Here is an 18,344-nt window from a genome sequence, read left to right on the forward strand (position 1 = left end):
AATGAAAAAAGTAACCACTTTATTATCGACCTTGGCGTTGGCAACTACCCTGGCTGCTCAAAACCTTCCACAAACGGAAAGGCAATATCTTTCCGGTCACGGATGCGACGATATGGTTGAATGGGACTTCTTTTGTACCGACGGACGCAATTCCGGCAAATGGACGAAAATCGGTGTACCTTCCTGTTGGGAGCTGCAAGGATTCGGCACCTATCAGTATGGAATCACTTTCTATGGTAAACCATTCCCTGAAGGCGTTGCCAATGAAAAAGGTATGTATAAGTATGAGTTTGAAGTTCCGGAAAAATTCCGCGGCAAACAGGTCAATCTTGTATTCGAAGCTTCAATGACAGATACGGAAGTAAAAGTGAACGGACGCAAAGTTGGTTCCAAACATCAGGGAGCCTTCTATCGTTTTTCGTACAACGTCACGGATTTCCTGAAATATGGCAAAAAGAATTTACTGGAAGTCACTGTTGCCAAAGAGAGTGAAAATGCCAGTGTGAACCTTGCCGAACGTCGTGCTGATTATTGGAATTTCGGCGGTATCTTCCGTCCGGTATTCCTGGAGGTGAAACCAGCCGTAAACCTGCGGCACATTGCCATTGACGCAAAGATGGATGGAACTTTCCGTGCCAACTGCTACACAAATATCTCTAATGACGGAATGAGCATCCGTACACAGATTTTAGATAAAAAAGGGAAAAAGATAACGGAAACCACCGTACCCGTAAAAGCTGGAGGTGACTGGACTTCCCTGCAACTGAATGTATCTAACCCCGCATTATGGACAGCGGAAACTCCGAATCTTTATAAAGCGCAATTCTCTCTATTGGATAAGGCCGGTAAGGTTTTGCATAGTGAAACGGAAAATTTTGGTTTCCGCACGATTGAAGTACGTGAAAGCGACGGACTTTATATAAACGGAGTGCGTATCAATGTACGTGGTGTCAATCGTCATAGCTTCCGTCCTGAAAGTGGCCGTACATTAAGTAAAGCGAAGAATATCGAAGACGTTCTTTTGATGAAAAGCATGAATATGAATTCTGTCCGTTTGAGCCATTATCCGGCAGACCCGGAATTTTTGGAAGCTTGTGATTCTCTCGGACTTTATGTGATGGACGAATTGGGAGGATGGCATGGCAAGTATGATACCCCCACCGGAGTACGTCTGATTGAAGGCATGATAGAACGTGACGTGAATCATCCGTCTATTATTTGGTGGAGTAATGGTAATGAAAAAGGATGGAATACCGAACTGGATGGAGAGTTTCATAAATACGATCCGCAGAAACGTCCGGTTATTCACCCGCAAGGTAACTTCTCCGGTTTTGAAACCATGCATTACCGCTCTTACGGAGAAAGCCAGAACTACATGCGCTTACCGGAAATCTTTATGCCTACGGAATTCTTGCATGGTTTGTACGATGGCGGCCATGGTGCCGGATTATACGATTATTGGGAAATGATGCGCAAGCATCCCCGTTGTATCGGTGGCTTCCTTTGGGTATTGGCAGACGAAGGTGTGAAGCGTGTAGATATGGACGGATTCATTGATAACCAAGGAAACTTTGGAGCAGACGGTATTGTAGGACCACATCACGAAAAGGAGGGTAGCTACTACACTATCAAGCAGTTATGGAGTCCGGTGCAAATCATGAATACTTCTATCGACAAGCAATTTGATGGCAAATTCTCCGTAGAAAACCGTTACGATTATCTGAATCTGAATACTTGCCGTTTCCTTTGGAAGCAAGTAAAATTCCCGTTGGCAACAGATGCTTCCAATGCCGCTGTTCAAGTACTGAAAGAAGGTGAAGTGCAAGGCAGTGACGTGGTTGCTCACTCGGCAGGCATTTTGGATATAAAAACAAATATCCTCCCCAATGCAGACGCCCTCTTCCTGACAGCAATCGATCCATACGGCCATGAACTTTGGCGCTGGACTTTCCCGGTCAACAAACTGAATCAGCAGACAGAACAGCTTTCTCCCTTGTCCAGTCGTCCTACTTATACAGAGACAGAAAATGATCTTACTGTGAAAGCGAATAAGCGTACATTCATCTTCTCAAAGAAAGACGGACAACTGAAAGGGGTATCTGTAGATAACCGTAAGATTAGTTTCGCCAATGGCCCCCGTTTCATTGGAGCCCGTCGTGCAGACCGCTCATTGGATCAGTTCTATAACCACGATGATGAGAAAGCAAAAGAAAAAGACCGCACATACAGCGAATTCCCGGATGCTGCCGTATTTACGAAACTGGATGTGAAAGAAGACGGAGGTAATCTGGTTGTTACCGCCAATTATAAACTGGGCAATCTGGATAAAGCTCAATGGACAATCAACCCGAGTGGGGATTTGGCTTTGGATTACACCTACAATTTCTCCGGTGTTGTAGATTTGATGGGTATTCGTTTCGACTATCCTGAAGATCAGGTAATCAGCAAACGCTGGCTGGGTGCCGGACCTTACCGTGTATGGCAAAACCGTATTCACGGAACGCAATACGATGTATGGGAAAACGACTATAACGATCCTATTCCGGGTGAGACTTTCACATATCCCGAATTCAAAGGATACTTTGGTGATGTTTCCTGGATGAATATCCAAACGAAAGAAGGCACTATCAGTCTGACAAACGAAACTCCCGACACGTATATCGGAGTATATCAGCCTCGTGATGGCCGCGACCGTTTGCTTTATACTCTTCCCGAAAGCGGAATCTCTGTCCTGAACGTGATTCCTCCGGTACGTAATAAAGTAAATTCCACCGATTTGTGTGGGCCCTCTTCACAACCGAAATGGGTAAATGGTCCACAAACCGGACGAGTCATTTTCCGGTTTATGTAAATGAATCATATAAAGGTATCCACATTGCGTTGGGTACCTTTTTTATTTGGCCTTCTCACCGATTTTTCAAGGAAAAAGGCTATAAGTGGGGAATAATCATTATTTTTGTTTCGTTTTATACATTCAGATAAATGAATTCTTTCCTATGTACACAATACTAATTATAGAAGATGAACCCAGAGTTGCAAGTTTGCTGATGAACGGGCTGGAAGAAAATGGTTATCAGGCAATGGTGGCTTATGACGGATTGATGGGGTTACGGCTTTTCCAGGCCCATACATTCGATTTGGTCATATCCGACATTGTTCTGCCCAAGATGGACGGATTTGAACTGGCGAAAGAAATTCGCAAAACCAATCCCCATATCCCTATATTAATGTTGACGGCATTAGGATCAACGAATGATAAACTGGATGGTTTCGATGCCGGTGCAGACGATTACATGGTGAAACCCTTTGATTTCAGAGAGTTGAACGCCAGAATCAAAGTACTATTGAAACGTGTGACGGGCAATACACAGGAATTGCCGCAGGAACTTGTTTATGCAGATTTACGTATTGACCTTCAACGTAAGGACGTAGAACGAAACAGCATATCCATAAAACTTTCTCCTAAGGAATACAACTTGCTGTTATATATGGTAGAAAATGCTGAAAGAGTATTGAGCAGGGTTGAAATAGCAGAAAAAGTATGGAACACCCATTTTGATACAGGAACGAATTTCATAGATGTATATATCAACTATCTCCGTAAGAAGATAGACAGGGATTTTGAACCAAAACTTATTCATACCAAAGCCGGAATGGGTTTTATACTGACTGATAAGTTATGAAAATCAGAACAACACTGACCCTACAATATGCAGGGCTGACAGCTGCGGTATTCTTCATATTTGTCATAGCCGTCTACTATGTGAGTGAACATTCACGTAGTAATGCTTTCTTTCGTAATCTTCAAAGTGAGGCTATAACCAAAGCACATTTATTCCTTAAAAATCAAGTAGATGCGCAAACTATGCAGTCTATTTATCTAAATAATCAGAAGTTTATTGATGAAGTAGAAGTTGCTGTCTATACAACCGATTTTAAAATATTATATCACGATGCACTGCAGAACGATATTGTCAAGGAAACACCGGAGATGATAAAGCGAATTCTGAAACAGAGGGATATCAATTTCTATGTGGACGAATATCAGGCAGTAGGATTGGTGTATCCATTTGAAGGTAAAGATTATATTGTTACCGCTGCCGCCTATGATGGTTACGGATACGCCAATCGGGATGCGCTAAGAAATATACTCATCCTGTCATTTATCGGAGGATTAAGTGTATTGGTGATTGTGGGTTATATCCTGTCTCGAAGCACTTTAAAACCAATACGCAGCATTGTCAAAGAAGCGGAGAAAATCACCGCATCGCGTATCGATAAAAGACTGCCCGTAAAAAATGAACAGGATGAACTGGGAGAATTAAGTACGACATTCAATGCTCTACTGGAACGCCTGGAGAAGTCTTTCAACTCACAGAAGATGTTTGTCAGTAATGTATCTCATGAATTGCGTACTCCCATGGCGGCCCTTACAGCGGAATTGGATTTAGCTTTATTGAAAGAACGTACCTCCGAACAGTATCAGATGGCTATTGGCAATGCTCTTCAAGACTCCCACCGAATTGTAAACCTGATCGACGGATTATTGAACCTGGCAAAAGCCGATTATCAGCCAGAACAGATAACAATGGAAGAAGTCCGTCTGGATGAGCTGTTGCTGGATGCCAGAGAACTGGTATTGAAAGCGCATCCGGATTATCATATCGAATTAGTCTTTGAACAGGAAGCCGAAGAGGATAATGTACTGACAGTCATCGGAAATAGCTATCTGCTGACTACCGCCTTTGTAAATCTGGTAGAGAATAACTGCAAATATTCTTCCAACCGTACTTCATCAGTCCTGATCGCCTATTGGGAACAATGGGCAATCATCCGCTTATCCGATAATGGTGTAGGAATGTCCGATGCAGATAAGGAAAACCTGTTTAAACTGTTTTATCGTGGAGAAAACAAGAATATTGCTCCCGGAAATGGTATAGGCATGACCCTGACACAAAAGATTATTCACCTTCACAAAGGCGAACTTACCGTATCTTCCCATAAGGATGAGGGCACTACCTTTGTGGTAAAACTCCCGCATATCTAAGAAATTCTAATCGTTTTCTAATACCACTCTAATCATTCTCTAACAGCTTCCTTGTGAAATCCTTCTTACTTTTGCATCGAATTAATAAATGCAGTTAGTAACTTAAAAAAATTAGAGAGTATGGTATGGAAGAAAAAACTGCGTTCATCACAGTACACATTCAATTCAGAGAAAGTATTTCTGGTTGCCACACAACCCGGTAAGTCAATCTATTCATACTTGCAGACAACAAAGCTTGGATTAACGCTGGGAGAAGTGCAAGAGCGACAGTCCATTTATGGAAGAAACGAAGTGGTCCATGAACAAAAAAAGAACCCGTTTATACTGTTTATCAAAACGTTTATCAATCCTTTCATTGGTGTTCTGACCGGACTTGCCATTATATCCTTGTTTCTGGATGTACTGATGGCCGAACCCGGAGAACAGGAATGGACAGGGGTAATCATTATCTCATCCATGGTGATATTCAGCGCTATCCTGCGTTTCTGGCAGGAATGGCGAGCAAGTGAAGCTACGGATTCTTTAATGAAGATGGTAAAGAACACCTGTCTTGCTAAACGTGCCGGTGAACAGGAAGAAGAGATTGATATCACGGAACTCGTTCCGGGGGATATTGTGTATCTGGCAGCTGGGGATATGGTTCCCGCTGATATTCGGATCATCGATTCAAAAGACTTGTTTATCAGTCAGGCTTCATTGACAGGAGAGTCCGAGCCGATAGAGAAGTTTCCCGAGATACAGAGCCAACAATTTCGGAAAGGAAGCGTCATTGAGTTGGACAATATTTGTTATATGGGTTCCAATGTGATAAGTGGCGCAGCAAAAGGTATTATTTATGAAACAGGGAATAAAACATATCTGGGTACGATTGCAAAAAGTCTGGTTGGACACCGTGCCACTACAGCTTTTGATAAAGGTATTAGTAAAGTCAGCTTCTTGTTGATTCGCTTTATGCTGGTAATGGTTCCATTTGTGTTTTTCGTGAATGGTTTCACGAAAGGAGACTGGTTCGAGGCTTTCATTTTTGCCATATCCGTTGCAGTGGGGCTTACCCCGGAAATGTTGCCAATGATTGTGACTGCCAACCTTTCTAAAGGAGCGATAGCCATGTCCAAAAAGAAAACAATAGTAAAGAATCTCAATGCTATTCAGAATTTTGGAGCAATGGACATACTCTGTACTGATAAAACCGGTACATTGACTTGCGATAAAATCGTGCTGGAGAAATATATCAATGCAGATGGTAGCGACGACAACAGTAAACGTATTCTTCGTCATGCCTACTTTAACAGTTATTTCCAGACCGGTTTAAGAAATCTGATGGATAAAGCGATTCTTTCTCATGTAAGAGATCTGAATCTGGAACATTTGAAGGATGACTACACCAAAGTGGATGAAATACCTTTCGACTTTACACGCAGAAGAATGTCTGTTGTGATAGAAGACAAGCAAGGAAAACGGCAGATCATTACTAAAGGAGCGGTAGAAGAGATTCTCGATGTCTGTTCCTATGCCGAGTTCAACGGGCAGATTCATCCCTTGACTGATGCTTTGAAAATCAAAGCAAAGATGATTAGTGAAGAAATGAATCAGCAGGGAATGAGAGTGTTGGCAGTCTCCCAAAAAAGTTTTATCGAGAAAGATTGTAATTTTGCCATCGAAGATGAAAAAGAAATGGTACTGATCGGGTATCTTGCCTTTCTTGATCCTCCGAAGCCTTCTGCTGTTGAAGCCATCGAACAATTATATGCACATGGAGTAGCTGTTAAAATATTGTCGGGAGATAATGATATCGTGGTAAAAGCCATTGCCCGACAGGTAGGAATTGACACCAGTCATTTTCTTACCGGGATAGAAATAGAGAATATGGATGAAACGGTATTGAAAGAAGCGGTAAAGAATACCACTTTATTTTCAAAACTAACTCCATTGCAGAAGACACAAATCATCTCTCTGTTACAGGAGCAAGGTAATACAGTAGGGTTCTTGGGAGATGGAATCAATGATGCAGGTGCATTGCGTCAGTCGGACATTGGTATATCAGTCAATTCTGCTGTGGATATAGCCAAAGAAAGCGCAGATATTATCTTGTTGGAAAAAGATTTGATGGTATTGGAAGACGGAGTGCTTGAAGGAAGAAAGACATTCGGCAATATCAATAAGTATATCAAGATGACTGCCAGTTCCAATTTTGGTAATATGTTCAGTGTGATGTTTGCCAGTGCATTCCTGCCGTTTCTGCCCATGATGCCGATACATCTATTGATCCAGAACTTATTGTATGACATATCACAGACAACCATTCCATTTGACCGTATGGACCCGGAGTTCCTGAAGAAACCCCGTAAATGGGATGCGTCCGATCTAAGTCGTTTTATGATTTATGTAGGTCCCATCAGTTCTATCTTTGATATTATCACGTATCTGGTCATGTGGTACGTATTTAGCTGCAACAGCCCCGAACATCAGACACTGTTTCAGACCGGATGGTTTGTGGAAGGTTTGTTATCACAGACATTGATTGTCCACATGATACGTACCCGCAAGATACCGTTCATACAAAGCCGTGCCACATGGCCTGTGATGGGACTGACCTTCTTAATCATGGCAATAGGTATTCTTATTCCTTTCACCGCTTTCGGCCGTTCCATCGGATTGACAGCTCTTCCTTTGAGCTATTTCCCCTGGCTGATTGGAATTTTACTCTCTTATTGCATTTTGACGCAGATCGTGAAGAACTGGTATATCAGGAAGTTTGTGCGCTGGTTATAGCTTTGTCTGTTTATCTCGCAAATTAAATGTATATATTGTAAAAGATTTAAAATTGAGACGAATTGTCTGTCAAGAGTTTTTGCCCCTAAAATTAATTTCATATATTTAGGAGCAAGAACTCTTATTTATTTAGATTTGCGAACTTTCTAATATTCAGGCACGATGAAACACTATTATTCCTTTCTGATAATAACCTCTTTGTTATTAACCGGATGCGGGCAAAAAGACCGGGCAAAATCTCAATTCGAATCATCTGTACAGACAGAAGACAGTTATCCATTAGCGAAAGAATATATTAAAGAAGCTGTTATCACAGGAAAAGTGTTGAACCGGGATTTTTATCCTCAAGAAAAGGAATTAACTCTCATCATTCCATTTTTTTGGAAAATGGAAAATCAATATCGTACCCCCATACAAGAAGATGGTTCATTTTCATTCCGCTTTCCGGTTTATGCAAAATTAAGAGAAGTTTCCATTCGCAATTATGCGGAACATTTGTATATCCACCCGGGAGATAGCATACACGTGGAAATAGACTTCAAAGATCTTTTTCATCCCAAAGTAACAGGTGATGCAGAAAAACTGAATCAAGAAATACTGGCATTTACAGAAAGCGCCTACTATTACATACAGAATTATAGTATAAACCCGAATTTGAATATTAAGGATTTTGAGGCTGAATTAAAGAAAGAATATGACTTTCGTTTGGAGCGGAGAAACGAGTATCTGACGAAGTATAAGCCAATGGGCGATGTTACGTTATTTACTGAAGAGTTACTGAAACAGGACTATTATTACGCTTTGTTATCCTATGGTAACCAATGCCAGTTTAAAACGAGAAAAGAAATGGATCGGTATCATAAACTTCTGCCTGCAATCAATAAGCTTTATAATAAAGGGATTCTTTCAGCACGTTTATATGATATTGCTGATGAGGTAGAACGCTATATAGCTTATGGGATAACATACAAAGATAAAAAAAATCCATCTGTAGAAGAGATTATGTCGGCAGTAGGAGAGAATGAACTGAACCAGTATATATATACCAAAATGACAGTTGGCTCTTTGAATGCGAATGATACACTTGCTTTAACAACGAGGCACACGCAGTTTGATTCGATCGTAAAAATGCCGCATTTGCGTGCACAAGTGATGCAGATATATAATCAGACTAAATCTTACCTGGAAAATCCGCAACCAGTTTCCAATAATTTATTATATGGTGAGTTCCACGAAAACTTAAAGCTAAAAACATCTATGCCTTACATGGAACCCGTCTATAATATACTTGAGAAGAATCACGGAAAAGTGATCTATTTCGATTTTTGGGCTAGGTGGTGTCCACCATGCCTGGCAGAAATGGAACCTTTGAAACAATTGCGGAGTAAGTATTCCACCAAAGACCTGGTTATATACTCCATATGTGTAAGTGAACCCAAGGAAGAATGGGAAGAATGTCTGAATGAGTATTCATTGAAAAACCGGGGAATTGAATGTATTTATGCATCTGATTATTTTGGAAAAGATAACTTACAGAAAATTCGCAAACAATGGAAAATAGATAGAATGCCCTATTATCTGTTGCTTAATAGAAAAGGGCAAATTGTAGATTTCGGAACTACGGCACGTCCCAGTAATCCACAATTTATATCTCGAATTGAAGAGGCCCTTAAATAACTTTATCATTAATAGGATCGTATGTCATTTCTTTATTCTTCTTTTCTATACGAAAGCTTTTTATTTTTGATGAAAGTGATTTTTCTAGGGTTTGTTTTGCTTTACGATACGTACCGTCATTGGATGGATGTCGTGAACTAACAATAGCTCCTATAACTTTTTTATCTTTTAGATATCCTTGATTGTAGAATAAGTTCACTGTATTGCCGATTTGTGTTATAGCGTGTGCAATATCCGTTCCTTTTAGTTCTACAAAAATATAAACACAACTAAGGGGTGATGTGTATACAAATAAGTAATCACACTTTCTATGCTCTGATGAACTATCAAAATAACCATCAATTTTTATTTTATCAACTTCGGAAATATCTTTAGATGCAATAGTGAACTTACTTTTATTTTCACAAATCGTAAAACGAGAAGTGCATTTACACTTTGAATTAACATATTTATGATCAAAAGAATCTGTATTCTTGAATACGAATCTTCTATTAAAACATTTACAACTCATTTCTTTCAATATTGCATAGTTCGTCAAAAATATATCCTAATTTGTCAGAAGCCGTATCTATGTATTCAGCTCCCAAAGATTTTATGTCAGTATCTCTTATATCTTTAACAGTTCCATCTGAATGAAAAAAGTAGGATGATACATCATCAAAATCAATTAGCGCCATTGATGGAATGAGTTCTTTAATTTTAGATAGCACCAACTTCTTTTTATTGCTTTTCTTTAATATTTCTTGTGCTAAAATTAAATTATCTACTACTGATAACACATATGGACTATGTGTCGTAATTACAATACTTCCATTTGATTTTCTCATCTTTCTCATGATCCAATCAATAAGGAAGTGTTGAGTAGAAGGAAATAAATTTAATTCAGGTTCTTCTATTACTAATATCTGTTTTTTCTTGCTTTCAACATATTGGTTAAATACAATCCACAACGGAATAATTGATTGAATTCCACTAGAAGTTTGAGATAGTTTTACTTCTTTGTTTTCATTCATTAGATATACTGTGTCACCATTGTTATTGAATGACACTTTAATGTCAAGAATGTTTATATCAATATTTTTATACTGAATTCTTGCTTTTTCGTATAAGCTACCAAAATCCTTTATGCAATCGGGAATACTAGCTCCTGCTTGAAGTAAAGAAAATATGCTATTAGAAAATGTTGAAATCAACAATCTTTCAGCTGGAATATATACTGGTATACATTCTTCATAAAGGAGTCCAACTAAGGCAGGTTTTATTAACTCTACCATTGCGCTATCTTTTAAATCTAAGAGGTTTTTAAGACTTTTGATAAATTCTTTGTATGCAAAGTTATTTTCTTTTCGTTCTATAAATTTTAAAATAAAATCATATGACTTTGAAGTATTAGCCATTTTCATCAAATCAGCATCCTCGTAGTTACTGTGAAATTTATTTAAGCCTATTTCCCAATAGTATTTTTCATTGCTATAACGAATAATGGTTGTAGACGTAAATTCAAAATTAATATTATATTTATCCAATAACCTTAAGAAACTATTGAAATCTCCTTCTTTAATAGTCCAAAAAATCGAATTGTTAAATATTGCAAGAAGTTTTGCAATAGTACTTTTTCCACTAGAAGTATGTCCAATAAAGAAATTATATTTCTTTATTTCTATATTTGCGGATTTTATAGCCCCAAAATCTGTTACAATTAAATGTGCCATGCTCATTAAAAAATTTAAGTTATATCCCTCATATAAAAGAATAACTATTGGCAAATGTAGTCATTAATACTGGTATAATACCTAAAGTAGTTCTTTTTTATAGAAAAAAACAAGAAAAAGTTAGTAGATGTTCACTCATATTATAAATTTTCGCTAACTTCTTAATGTCTTCTTTGCCATTCACAATATGAGTACTGTCACCGATCCGGATGGCCTGACTATTTCATCGGAAGAAGACTTCTCGAACAGCTTAACAATAGGGATAAAAGACAAGGCTAATGTCAACCTTGTCTTTTTTGTAGCTCCCTCATCAATTCATCTACAATATATGCATCGCTCATGAGATATAGATCTCCAAGTCGGTGGACAATGCGCTGGTAGCTTTCGCTATTATAAAATATATCAAGTGCCTGTAGACTGGAAATATGCAGACGGGTAGCAAGAAGTTCTACAATGCTGTAATATTTGCCTTGCATTACAATATCAGCATTGGGGATTTCTTTTGAGAGAGATGGGAAAGGCAAAAGTATAGCATCCACAAAATGTAAGTGTTCGTCAATTACTTTTTGGTTCGTAATACAAATTTGATTATTAGGCTCTTGATGAATCAAACGTGACAACGCTTCTTCACGAGTGTAATCACCACGCATATAAAGGTCAATAGTACGTATCACACGGTCATCTGCTATACCGCCTTCTATTATGTCATAATCCTGCCATATAACATTCCCTTGTCGACATGCTACAACAAAATCCAGCCAATGTGCATCGTAAGTGGTAAAGTGCAAATAATTAAAAGAAGAGTTGCGGCAGGCATCTATATCCAATGAATAAATATTGAGCCACACACTATTTTCATGGCGAATATCAGCTGTGCGAAGAGCCCAACGAACTGCCTGTTCCTTTAAATCAGTAAGATAAAAGCCCACTCCGAAATCAAGATTCGGTCGGCATACGCCAGCTAATGGTTGTTCTACACGGTAAGTAGAACCATGATAAACAGTTAACATGACTTATCTCCTTTTTGCTGTGTCGAAACTTGAAAAGGACGATAATCTTCCGGTAACCATTGTGGATCACGATGATAGATATATTCTAATAAAGAATCTACTATGTAGGCTTTGCCTTGGGTATGCAAAGTATCATAAAAAGCATTTATATAGCCGTCTATAGCACCTAATTCTTTTAGTTTATTATATACATCCGCACTATAGCGTCCTAACCGTTCGGCTGTATTCTCTATACAATAGATAATAAACTCTAATTGTTTTTCTTTGAGGGTCATATTATTTTCTCCTTTCTTATCTTAATCAATTAGCGAAAAAGATTAATATTAGCAAAGATAGAAAAGTTCCTTCTTTCTTCCAATTAATTAGTATAGTATATCACGTTTCATTATGGATTAAGTCAAAATCAATATACTTTCATTATAGCTTTATAGCTTTTTCTTCTTTCACCAACTTCCTCCATCTTTGAAATGCCCTCATCAGCGTTTCTTCCTGTACCAGTCCTACCATTTCGTAGTGCTCTACAAATTGTTCTATTGACTTTTTAAACATCACTCCTTTATTAAACTTATTATCCAATAGAAAGGAGTATAATTCCGCTTTCATCTCCGTTTCTATTTCCTTTTCTATAATCAATGCACTATCGTTTCCGATATAGTTATAGACTTCCGGATTCTTCCCATTACGCGGTTTGGGCAGTACAAAGCAAATATTTCCAATTTCTTTCCATGAAGTATTTTGCGGATGAGGGACAGATAGTTGATGAAGGAAGTGATAAACTGGAGTAATGTGGGAGAGATGGATAGGGATAAGTCGTTTGGAAGAAGAAGGAGAGGAGGAATGAGACTGGTTCTCTGGATCGGGTTCTAAACTTTGTCGATATCGGACATACATATATCCAGCCAAATATGGCTTGATATTAATTGTGACTGTAACCATGGGATTTTTTTTAAGTTTGTAATAAAAAAGTATGTATATACAGCCCCTTGGACTGTGAATTCCGTTTGGTTTATTGAGAATATTCCCATGGTTATCGGGACGGAATTCTTCTTTTTATAATAAATTGATATACAGTGTATTATAGATACTATTTTTTGGTTTAAAACCAAGGAGCCGTTCCTTTTAAAGGAACGACCTGTTTCTCACCGAGGAACGCCTTGTTGTACTAAATCCCGCATACGTAATAGCTAAAGTTTGCTATCTGTATGCGGGATTCCTTTTTTTTGCTGATTTTAGTGGTGATATTTCCAATGTTCAACCAATAAACATTCTCCACTATGGCAAATTTTATTCAGCGTGCCAGTGACTCCATCTCGGGGTTTGGTCAAAGTTACGAAAAATTTTCCAAACAACTTCTTATTGAGCAGTATTCTCCTGGTAGTATAAAAAGTTATGGCCATAAGTTGGCTGCTATCAGCTTTCACTTCAAAAAACTTCCTGAACACTTAAGCGAAGATGATTGCCGCGATTATTTCAGCATGTTGCTCTCTCGCACTCCTTCACCGGGTTTGAGCTATTTCAAGCACACGGTTTACAGTCTCCGCTGTTATCGTAAGACGATGCATCTTAGCGAACTTAATTTTTCTCTCCCCCGTATCCGTAGCACGAAGAAACTTCCGGTTGTTCTTTCCCAGTCCGAAGTGATCAGCCTTTTGCGGCACTGCGGGAATATCCGCAGCCAATCCCTGCTGTCTCTGATTTATTCTTGCGGGCTGCGTTTACGTGAACTGGTCAATATGCAAATTTGTGATATTGACAGCAAGCGCATGCAGGTTTTCATCCGCCAGGGCAAAGGTAGAAAAGACAGGTACGTCCCCCTTTCCGGCAACCTGTTGCTTCTTCTCAGGGAGTATTTCATCCAGTACAGACCCGCGGTATATCTTTTCAACAATTGTTTCGGCGGACAAATCGAAGATTCCGAGATCCGCTATCTTTTTAAACAAGCGGTTCATTCGTCCTGCATCCTTAAACCCTGCACGCTTCATACCCTTCGTCACAGTTACGCCACGCACCTGCTGGAGATGGGCGAAAATATACTTCGCATCCGTGACCTTCTGGGACATGCCGATATAAAGACAACCCTGGTTTATCTTCACCTTGTCAATCTTCCTGCCGGAGGTTACGCCTTCAGTCCACTGGACCGTCTTGAGGGAGTGGGATATAACAATACGCAGCCATGAGGACGGAGTTTGAGGTCGGTCAGATTATTTCCCGCTTCAAATCATCCTTTATCAGCCAACATCATCCCTGCGGCAGGGTTCTCCAGGTCCTCTCACGCCTGGAACAGTGCCGTACCTCCGCTTTGGAAGGGCATGTGGATGCCTGTCCCCAGTGTGGAGTCGTACGTGTTAGTTACAACAGCTGCCGGGACCGGCATTGTCCCAAATGCCAGGGAGCCGAACGTGAGGTATGGATACAGGCACGCAAAGAGGATATGTTGCCCGTGAAATACTTCCATGTGGTATTTACCTTGCCGGCCGACTTGCATTCACTGGCACTGGGTAATATGAGACACACCTATTCATGCCTGTTTGCCGCTGCCTGGAAGACACTCGCAGCCTTCGCTGCCAATAAAGGCGCCCAGGCGGGAATGGTAGCCATCCTGCATACATGGGGAAGTAACCTGCACTACCACCCCCACCTGCACTGTGTAGTGCCCGAAGGAGGGATAGATGACAAGGGGGAATGGAGGAAGATCTCAGGGGCAAATCAGGACAGTCCTTTTCTATTCCCGGTCAGGGCCATGGGCAGGGTGTTCAGAGCCAAGTTCATGCAAGAGTGGAGCAAACATGTGAAAGTACCCCAGGCAACAAGAAAGAAGCTGTTTGAAAAAGAATGGGTGGTATATAGCAAAGCACCGTTCAAAGGCGTGGAAAGGGTCATAGAATACTTAGGGCGTTACTCACACAGGGCAGCCATCAGTAATGCCAGGATTAAGGGAATTACAGATACAGCCGTCATGTTTGACTATAAGGATTACAGGGATGGGGGAAAACATAAGATGATGACACTCACGGGAGAAGAGTTCGTACACAGGTTCAGTAGGCATATATTGCCGGCAGGATTTGTACGTATCAGGCATTACGGATTCCTGGCAGCATGCAACAGAAGGAAGTTGACAAGCATACAGATAAGGATGAAAGTACCACCGGCACCACTTAAAAGGAAAAGAGCCAAGTGGAAAGAACTCTGTCAAGACAAATGGAGGGAGTATAACTTATGCAAGCATTGCGGAGGGGCGCAGATGATTACAATTGAAGTTTTCAGACCAGCCAGGTCGCCACCCGGAAGAGGAAGTTCCAAACCGCTGAACGGTACTTTTTGAAGAAGAAAATATATTCACAGGAAGAATGAAGTCCTGGGAGAGAGGCTCTGTGGATATACATAACGGAAAACACGGTAAAAACACCGGATAGAAAGAAAAAGGAGGAAAAAAGGGAGATTGGAATCAAGAAAGGCTGAAAAAACAAGTATAAAAGCAAGCACAGGACATTAGGAAACTGCTGAAAAAAATACAGATACAGAAGTAACCCCCATAAAAAATAGAAAACGTACAACAAAGGCTCCATATGCCCTAAGGGGCACACGAAGCCCTATTTCGTTCCTTTTAAAGAAACGGATGACTCCTTAAAATCCGGGAACAAAACTAGTTGTAATATTCTGATCTTTCAAAACGCATAGTTGAAGTACCATAAGTAATATGTAAATATAAATAACCACCCTTGCACATCGTTTGTTTTGCGCGTGTATAAACGTTTAGTATGTCACAAAAGATAATTGAATAAGTTGGATAATAATTTAACAATGTTTATCCGATAAGTCCTTTTTATAGTTATCTAACCCTCATTTAAGTGATTTATAGAACTATTTTGGACGAAATTTCGGAATCCATGTGCAATTTCAGAACGTTTTACTTTAATATATATTTATTTTGTAATTTCGCATCTGATAATAATTTTATTAAACGCAAGCAAAAGCAAAATATTCAATATACGCATCTGATGAAAATACAATATATAGCAATTCTACTTTTGATATGTTGGGGAAGCATTTTAAAATGTTCGGCCCAAAAGGTAGCAGTAAAAACAAACCTGTTCTACGGTGCATATTCAGGTACTCCCAACTTGGGAGTAGAGTGGGGACTTTCTCCACGCACTACAATAGAACTTGGCGCTGTACTTAACTGGTTTACACCCAATAAAGCATCTTCAAATAAAAAACTGGTACACTGGCTCGGTACAATGGAATATCGTTATTGGACATGTGAAAGATTTAGCGGACATTTTGGGGGAATACACATAATAGGAACACAATATAACATAGCGGGTCATCACTTGCCACTTTTATTCGGGGATAATTCCAGCCATTACCGATATGAAGGATGGGGAGCAGGAGGAGGCATCTCGTATGGTTATCACTTCCTCCTTAGTAATCGTTGGAGCCTTGAAGCAAATATAGGTGCAGGATATGTGCGGCTACATTATGACAAGTTCCGGTGTGAGACTTGTGGTGAAAAGGTCGGAACAGAAAACCGCAATTATTTTGGACCAACTAAAGCTGCAATCTCACTTATATTTCTTATAAAATAATACAACCATGACAAAATTAAGATCATTCCTATACCTGTTAATCATATTCCTGACCATTTCTTCTTTATCATACGGAGAAGAAAATCCCAAGAAATGGTATACAGGAATTATACAACCAACAGCTCTTGAACTACAGCAAGCGGGAGATTCATTGCATATTCAAATACTTTATAACTTTGATAATATACAAGTCTGCTCCAATCATTCTATAGAACTGATACCGGTATTGATTGCTGCAAACCATCAGATGGAATTACCGGAAATATCTATTAAAGGTCGTAAGAACCATCAGAATCTGAAACGTAAACTTGCTTTGATGAATACGCAGGAACGTGCTTTTTACCAGTCAGAAGCTCCATACTCCATATTAAAAGGGTATGGAATGACTGGAAAAGAACAGATTCGGTACTCGTTGATAATTCCATTCGAGCCATGGATGAAGGATGCATATCTGAATGTAAAATGGGCTGTTGCAGGCCAGGCAGGTTACTATCAGCTATTCCTCTTTTTAGTGCTGTTACTTTGGAGAAACTTCCCGTCCCTTATCAAATCACTCCACATATTAGTTACGTACAGCCAAAAGTTGAACCAGTCAAAAGTCGTGAGATGTCATGTGAAGCATTTCTGGACTTTGTCGTATCAAAAACCGATATTAAACCGGACTATACGAATAATCCGACTGAACTAAAAAAGATATCCTCCATGCTTGCCGAAGTGAAAAATGATACAGCCATTACCATTCGTGGAATATCAGTCATTGGTTATGCTTCACCGGAGGGTTCTGTCCTTTTTAACAAATAGCTTTCCGAAGGACGTGCAAAGGCACTTGTTAATTACCTTCTCCCTCGTTTCCCTTTCTCTAAAGAATTATACAAGGTGGAATATGGTGGCGAAAACTGGGAAGGACTACGTAAAATGGTTGCAGAGTCTGACATGGCAGAAAAGGATGGAATTCTTCATATTATAGATCACATACCAGTTGAAATAAACTACCGAACGAATACCAGTCGCAAGAAATCGTTGATGTTATATAAACAGGGCAATCCTTATCGGTTTATGTTGCGTGAGTATTACCCACATCTGCGTAAAGCGATCTGTAAAATAGAGTACGATGTTCAGAATTTTAATATAGAACAGGCAAAAGTGCTGATTCATAGTCGGCCACAAAATTTGAGCCTGAATGAAATTTATTTGGTCGCTCTAACTTACAAAAATGGTTCACCAGAGTTTATCGAATTATTTGAAACAGCCGTTAGCGTCTTTCCTGATGATAAGATTGCCAATCTGAATGCCGCTTCGGCTGCACTTTCACGTAAAGACACTCTTTTGGCAGAAAAATACTTAAAGAGAGCAGAGACTTCCACACCGGAATACGAAAATGCCGTGGGAGTATTACATCTGCTAAGAGGTGACTATGAACAAGCAAAGTTACATCTAAATAAGGCTGCTGAATCCGGATTGAAACAAGCAAATTTCAATCTGGAGGAATTAGCCAAAAAAGAAGAGAATATCGAATTGATGAGTAAACTAGATTATTGAT

At 39.6% G+C, this 18,344-nt stretch carries 13 protein-coding genes and 1 pseudogene; 9 read left to right on the forward strand and 5 right to left on the reverse strand.

Going from position 1 to position 18,344, the window contains the following annotated elements:
* Position 1 precedes the first annotated feature (1 nt).
* The 5 genes from CJF29_RS11485 to CJF29_RS11505 all read left to right on the forward strand — a co-directional run bounded on the left by CJF29_RS11485 (position 2) and on the right by CJF29_RS11505 (position 9,496).
* Positions 2-2,851, forward strand: a complete 2,850-nt coding sequence (locus CJF29_RS11485) for a glycoside hydrolase family 2 protein (protein ID WP_074559573.1) — start codon at positions 2-4, stop codon at positions 2,849-2,851.
* Positions 2,852-2,996: 145 nt separating this feature from the next.
* Positions 2,997-3,683, forward strand: a complete 687-nt coding sequence (locus tag CJF29_RS11490; protein WP_074559588.1) for a response regulator transcription factor — start codon at positions 2,997-2,999, stop codon at positions 3,681-3,683.
* Positions 3,680-5,047: a sensor histidine kinase gene (locus CJF29_RS11495; protein WP_074559575.1), complete on the forward strand. Its 1,368-nt coding sequence runs from the start codon at positions 3,680-3,682 to the stop codon at positions 5,045-5,047. The genes CJF29_RS11490 and CJF29_RS11495 overlap by 4 nt, the downstream gene beginning before the upstream one ends.
* Before the next feature lie 120 nt (positions 5,048-5,167).
* Positions 5,168-7,819, forward strand: a complete 2,652-nt coding sequence (mgtA, locus tag CJF29_RS11500; protein WP_074559577.1) for a magnesium-translocating P-type ATPase — start codon at positions 5,168-5,170, stop codon at positions 7,817-7,819.
* A 162-nt stretch (positions 7,820-7,981) separates the two neighbouring features.
* Positions 7,982-9,496 (forward strand): TlpA family protein disulfide reductase, encoded by a 1,515-nt coding sequence (locus CJF29_RS11505; RefSeq protein WP_074638034.1) that lies wholly within the window; start codon positions 7,982-7,984, stop codon positions 9,494-9,496.
* Here the strand turns inward: CJF29_RS11505 and CJF29_RS11510 are convergent.
* From CJF29_RS11510 to CJF29_RS11530, 5 genes are all read right to left on the reverse strand, one after another.
* Entirely contained in the window at positions 9,489-10,007 is a 519-nt protein-coding gene (locus tag CJF29_RS11510) for a hypothetical protein (RefSeq protein ID WP_004325968.1), read from the reverse strand. The genes CJF29_RS11505 and CJF29_RS11510 overlap by 8 nt on opposite strands.
* Positions 9,997-11,208 carry an AAA family ATPase gene (locus tag CJF29_RS11515; RefSeq protein WP_255299445.1) on the reverse strand — a complete coding sequence of 404 codons (1,212 nt, stop codon included), beginning with the start codon at positions 11,206-11,208 and terminating at the stop codon, positions 9,997-9,999. The genes CJF29_RS11510 and CJF29_RS11515 overlap by 11 nt, the downstream gene beginning before the upstream one ends.
* 281 nt (positions 11,209-11,489) lie before the next feature.
* On the reverse strand, positions 11,490-12,218 hold the full coding sequence (locus tag CJF29_RS11520) for a DUF3990 domain-containing protein (protein ID WP_022198995.1): 729 nt from the start codon (positions 12,216-12,218) through the stop codon (positions 11,490-11,492).
* On the reverse strand, positions 12,212-12,493 hold the full coding sequence (locus CJF29_RS11525; RefSeq protein WP_004296045.1) for a DUF3791 domain-containing protein: 282 nt from the start codon (positions 12,491-12,493) through the stop codon (positions 12,212-12,214). The genes CJF29_RS11520 and CJF29_RS11525 overlap by 7 nt, the downstream gene beginning before the upstream one ends.
* Positions 12,494-12,635: 142 nt before the next feature.
* Entirely contained in the window at positions 12,636-13,154 is a 519-nt protein-coding gene (locus CJF29_RS11530; RefSeq protein WP_004314798.1) for a hypothetical protein, read from the reverse strand.
* Positions 13,155-13,492: 338 nt separating this feature from the next.
* Here CJF29_RS11530 and CJF29_RS11535 point away from each other — a divergent pair, with 338 nt between their 5' ends.
* The 4 genes and pseudogenes from CJF29_RS11535 (at position 13,493) to CJF29_RS11550 (ending at position 18,343) form a co-directional block, all read left to right on the forward strand.
* Complete coding sequence (locus tag CJF29_RS11535) at positions 13,493-14,395, forward strand: tyrosine-type recombinase/integrase (protein ID WP_413544495.1); 903 nt, start codon at positions 13,493-13,495, stop codon at positions 14,393-14,395.
* Entirely contained in the window at positions 14,392-15,540 is a 1,149-nt protein-coding gene (locus CJF29_RS11540; RefSeq protein ID WP_413544494.1) for an IS91 family transposase, read from the forward strand. The genes CJF29_RS11535 and CJF29_RS11540 overlap by 4 nt, the downstream gene beginning before the upstream one ends.
* A 676-nt stretch (positions 15,541-16,216) precedes the next feature.
* The gene (locus tag CJF29_RS11545; RefSeq protein ID WP_074559008.1) at positions 16,217-16,804 is read left to right on the forward strand and encodes a DUF3575 domain-containing protein; all 588 of its coding nucleotides are present in this window, start codon (positions 16,217-16,219) and stop codon (positions 16,802-16,804) included.
* Between the two features lie 7 nt (positions 16,805-16,811).
* Positions 16,812-18,343: pseudogene (locus tag CJF29_RS11550) on the forward strand (DUF3868 domain-containing protein).
* Position 18,344 lies beyond the last annotated feature (1 nt).

It is taken from the genome of Bacteroides celer (assembly GCF_002632415.2).
Taxonomy (GTDB): Bacteria; Bacteroidota; Bacteroidia; order Bacteroidales; family Bacteroidaceae; genus Bacteroides.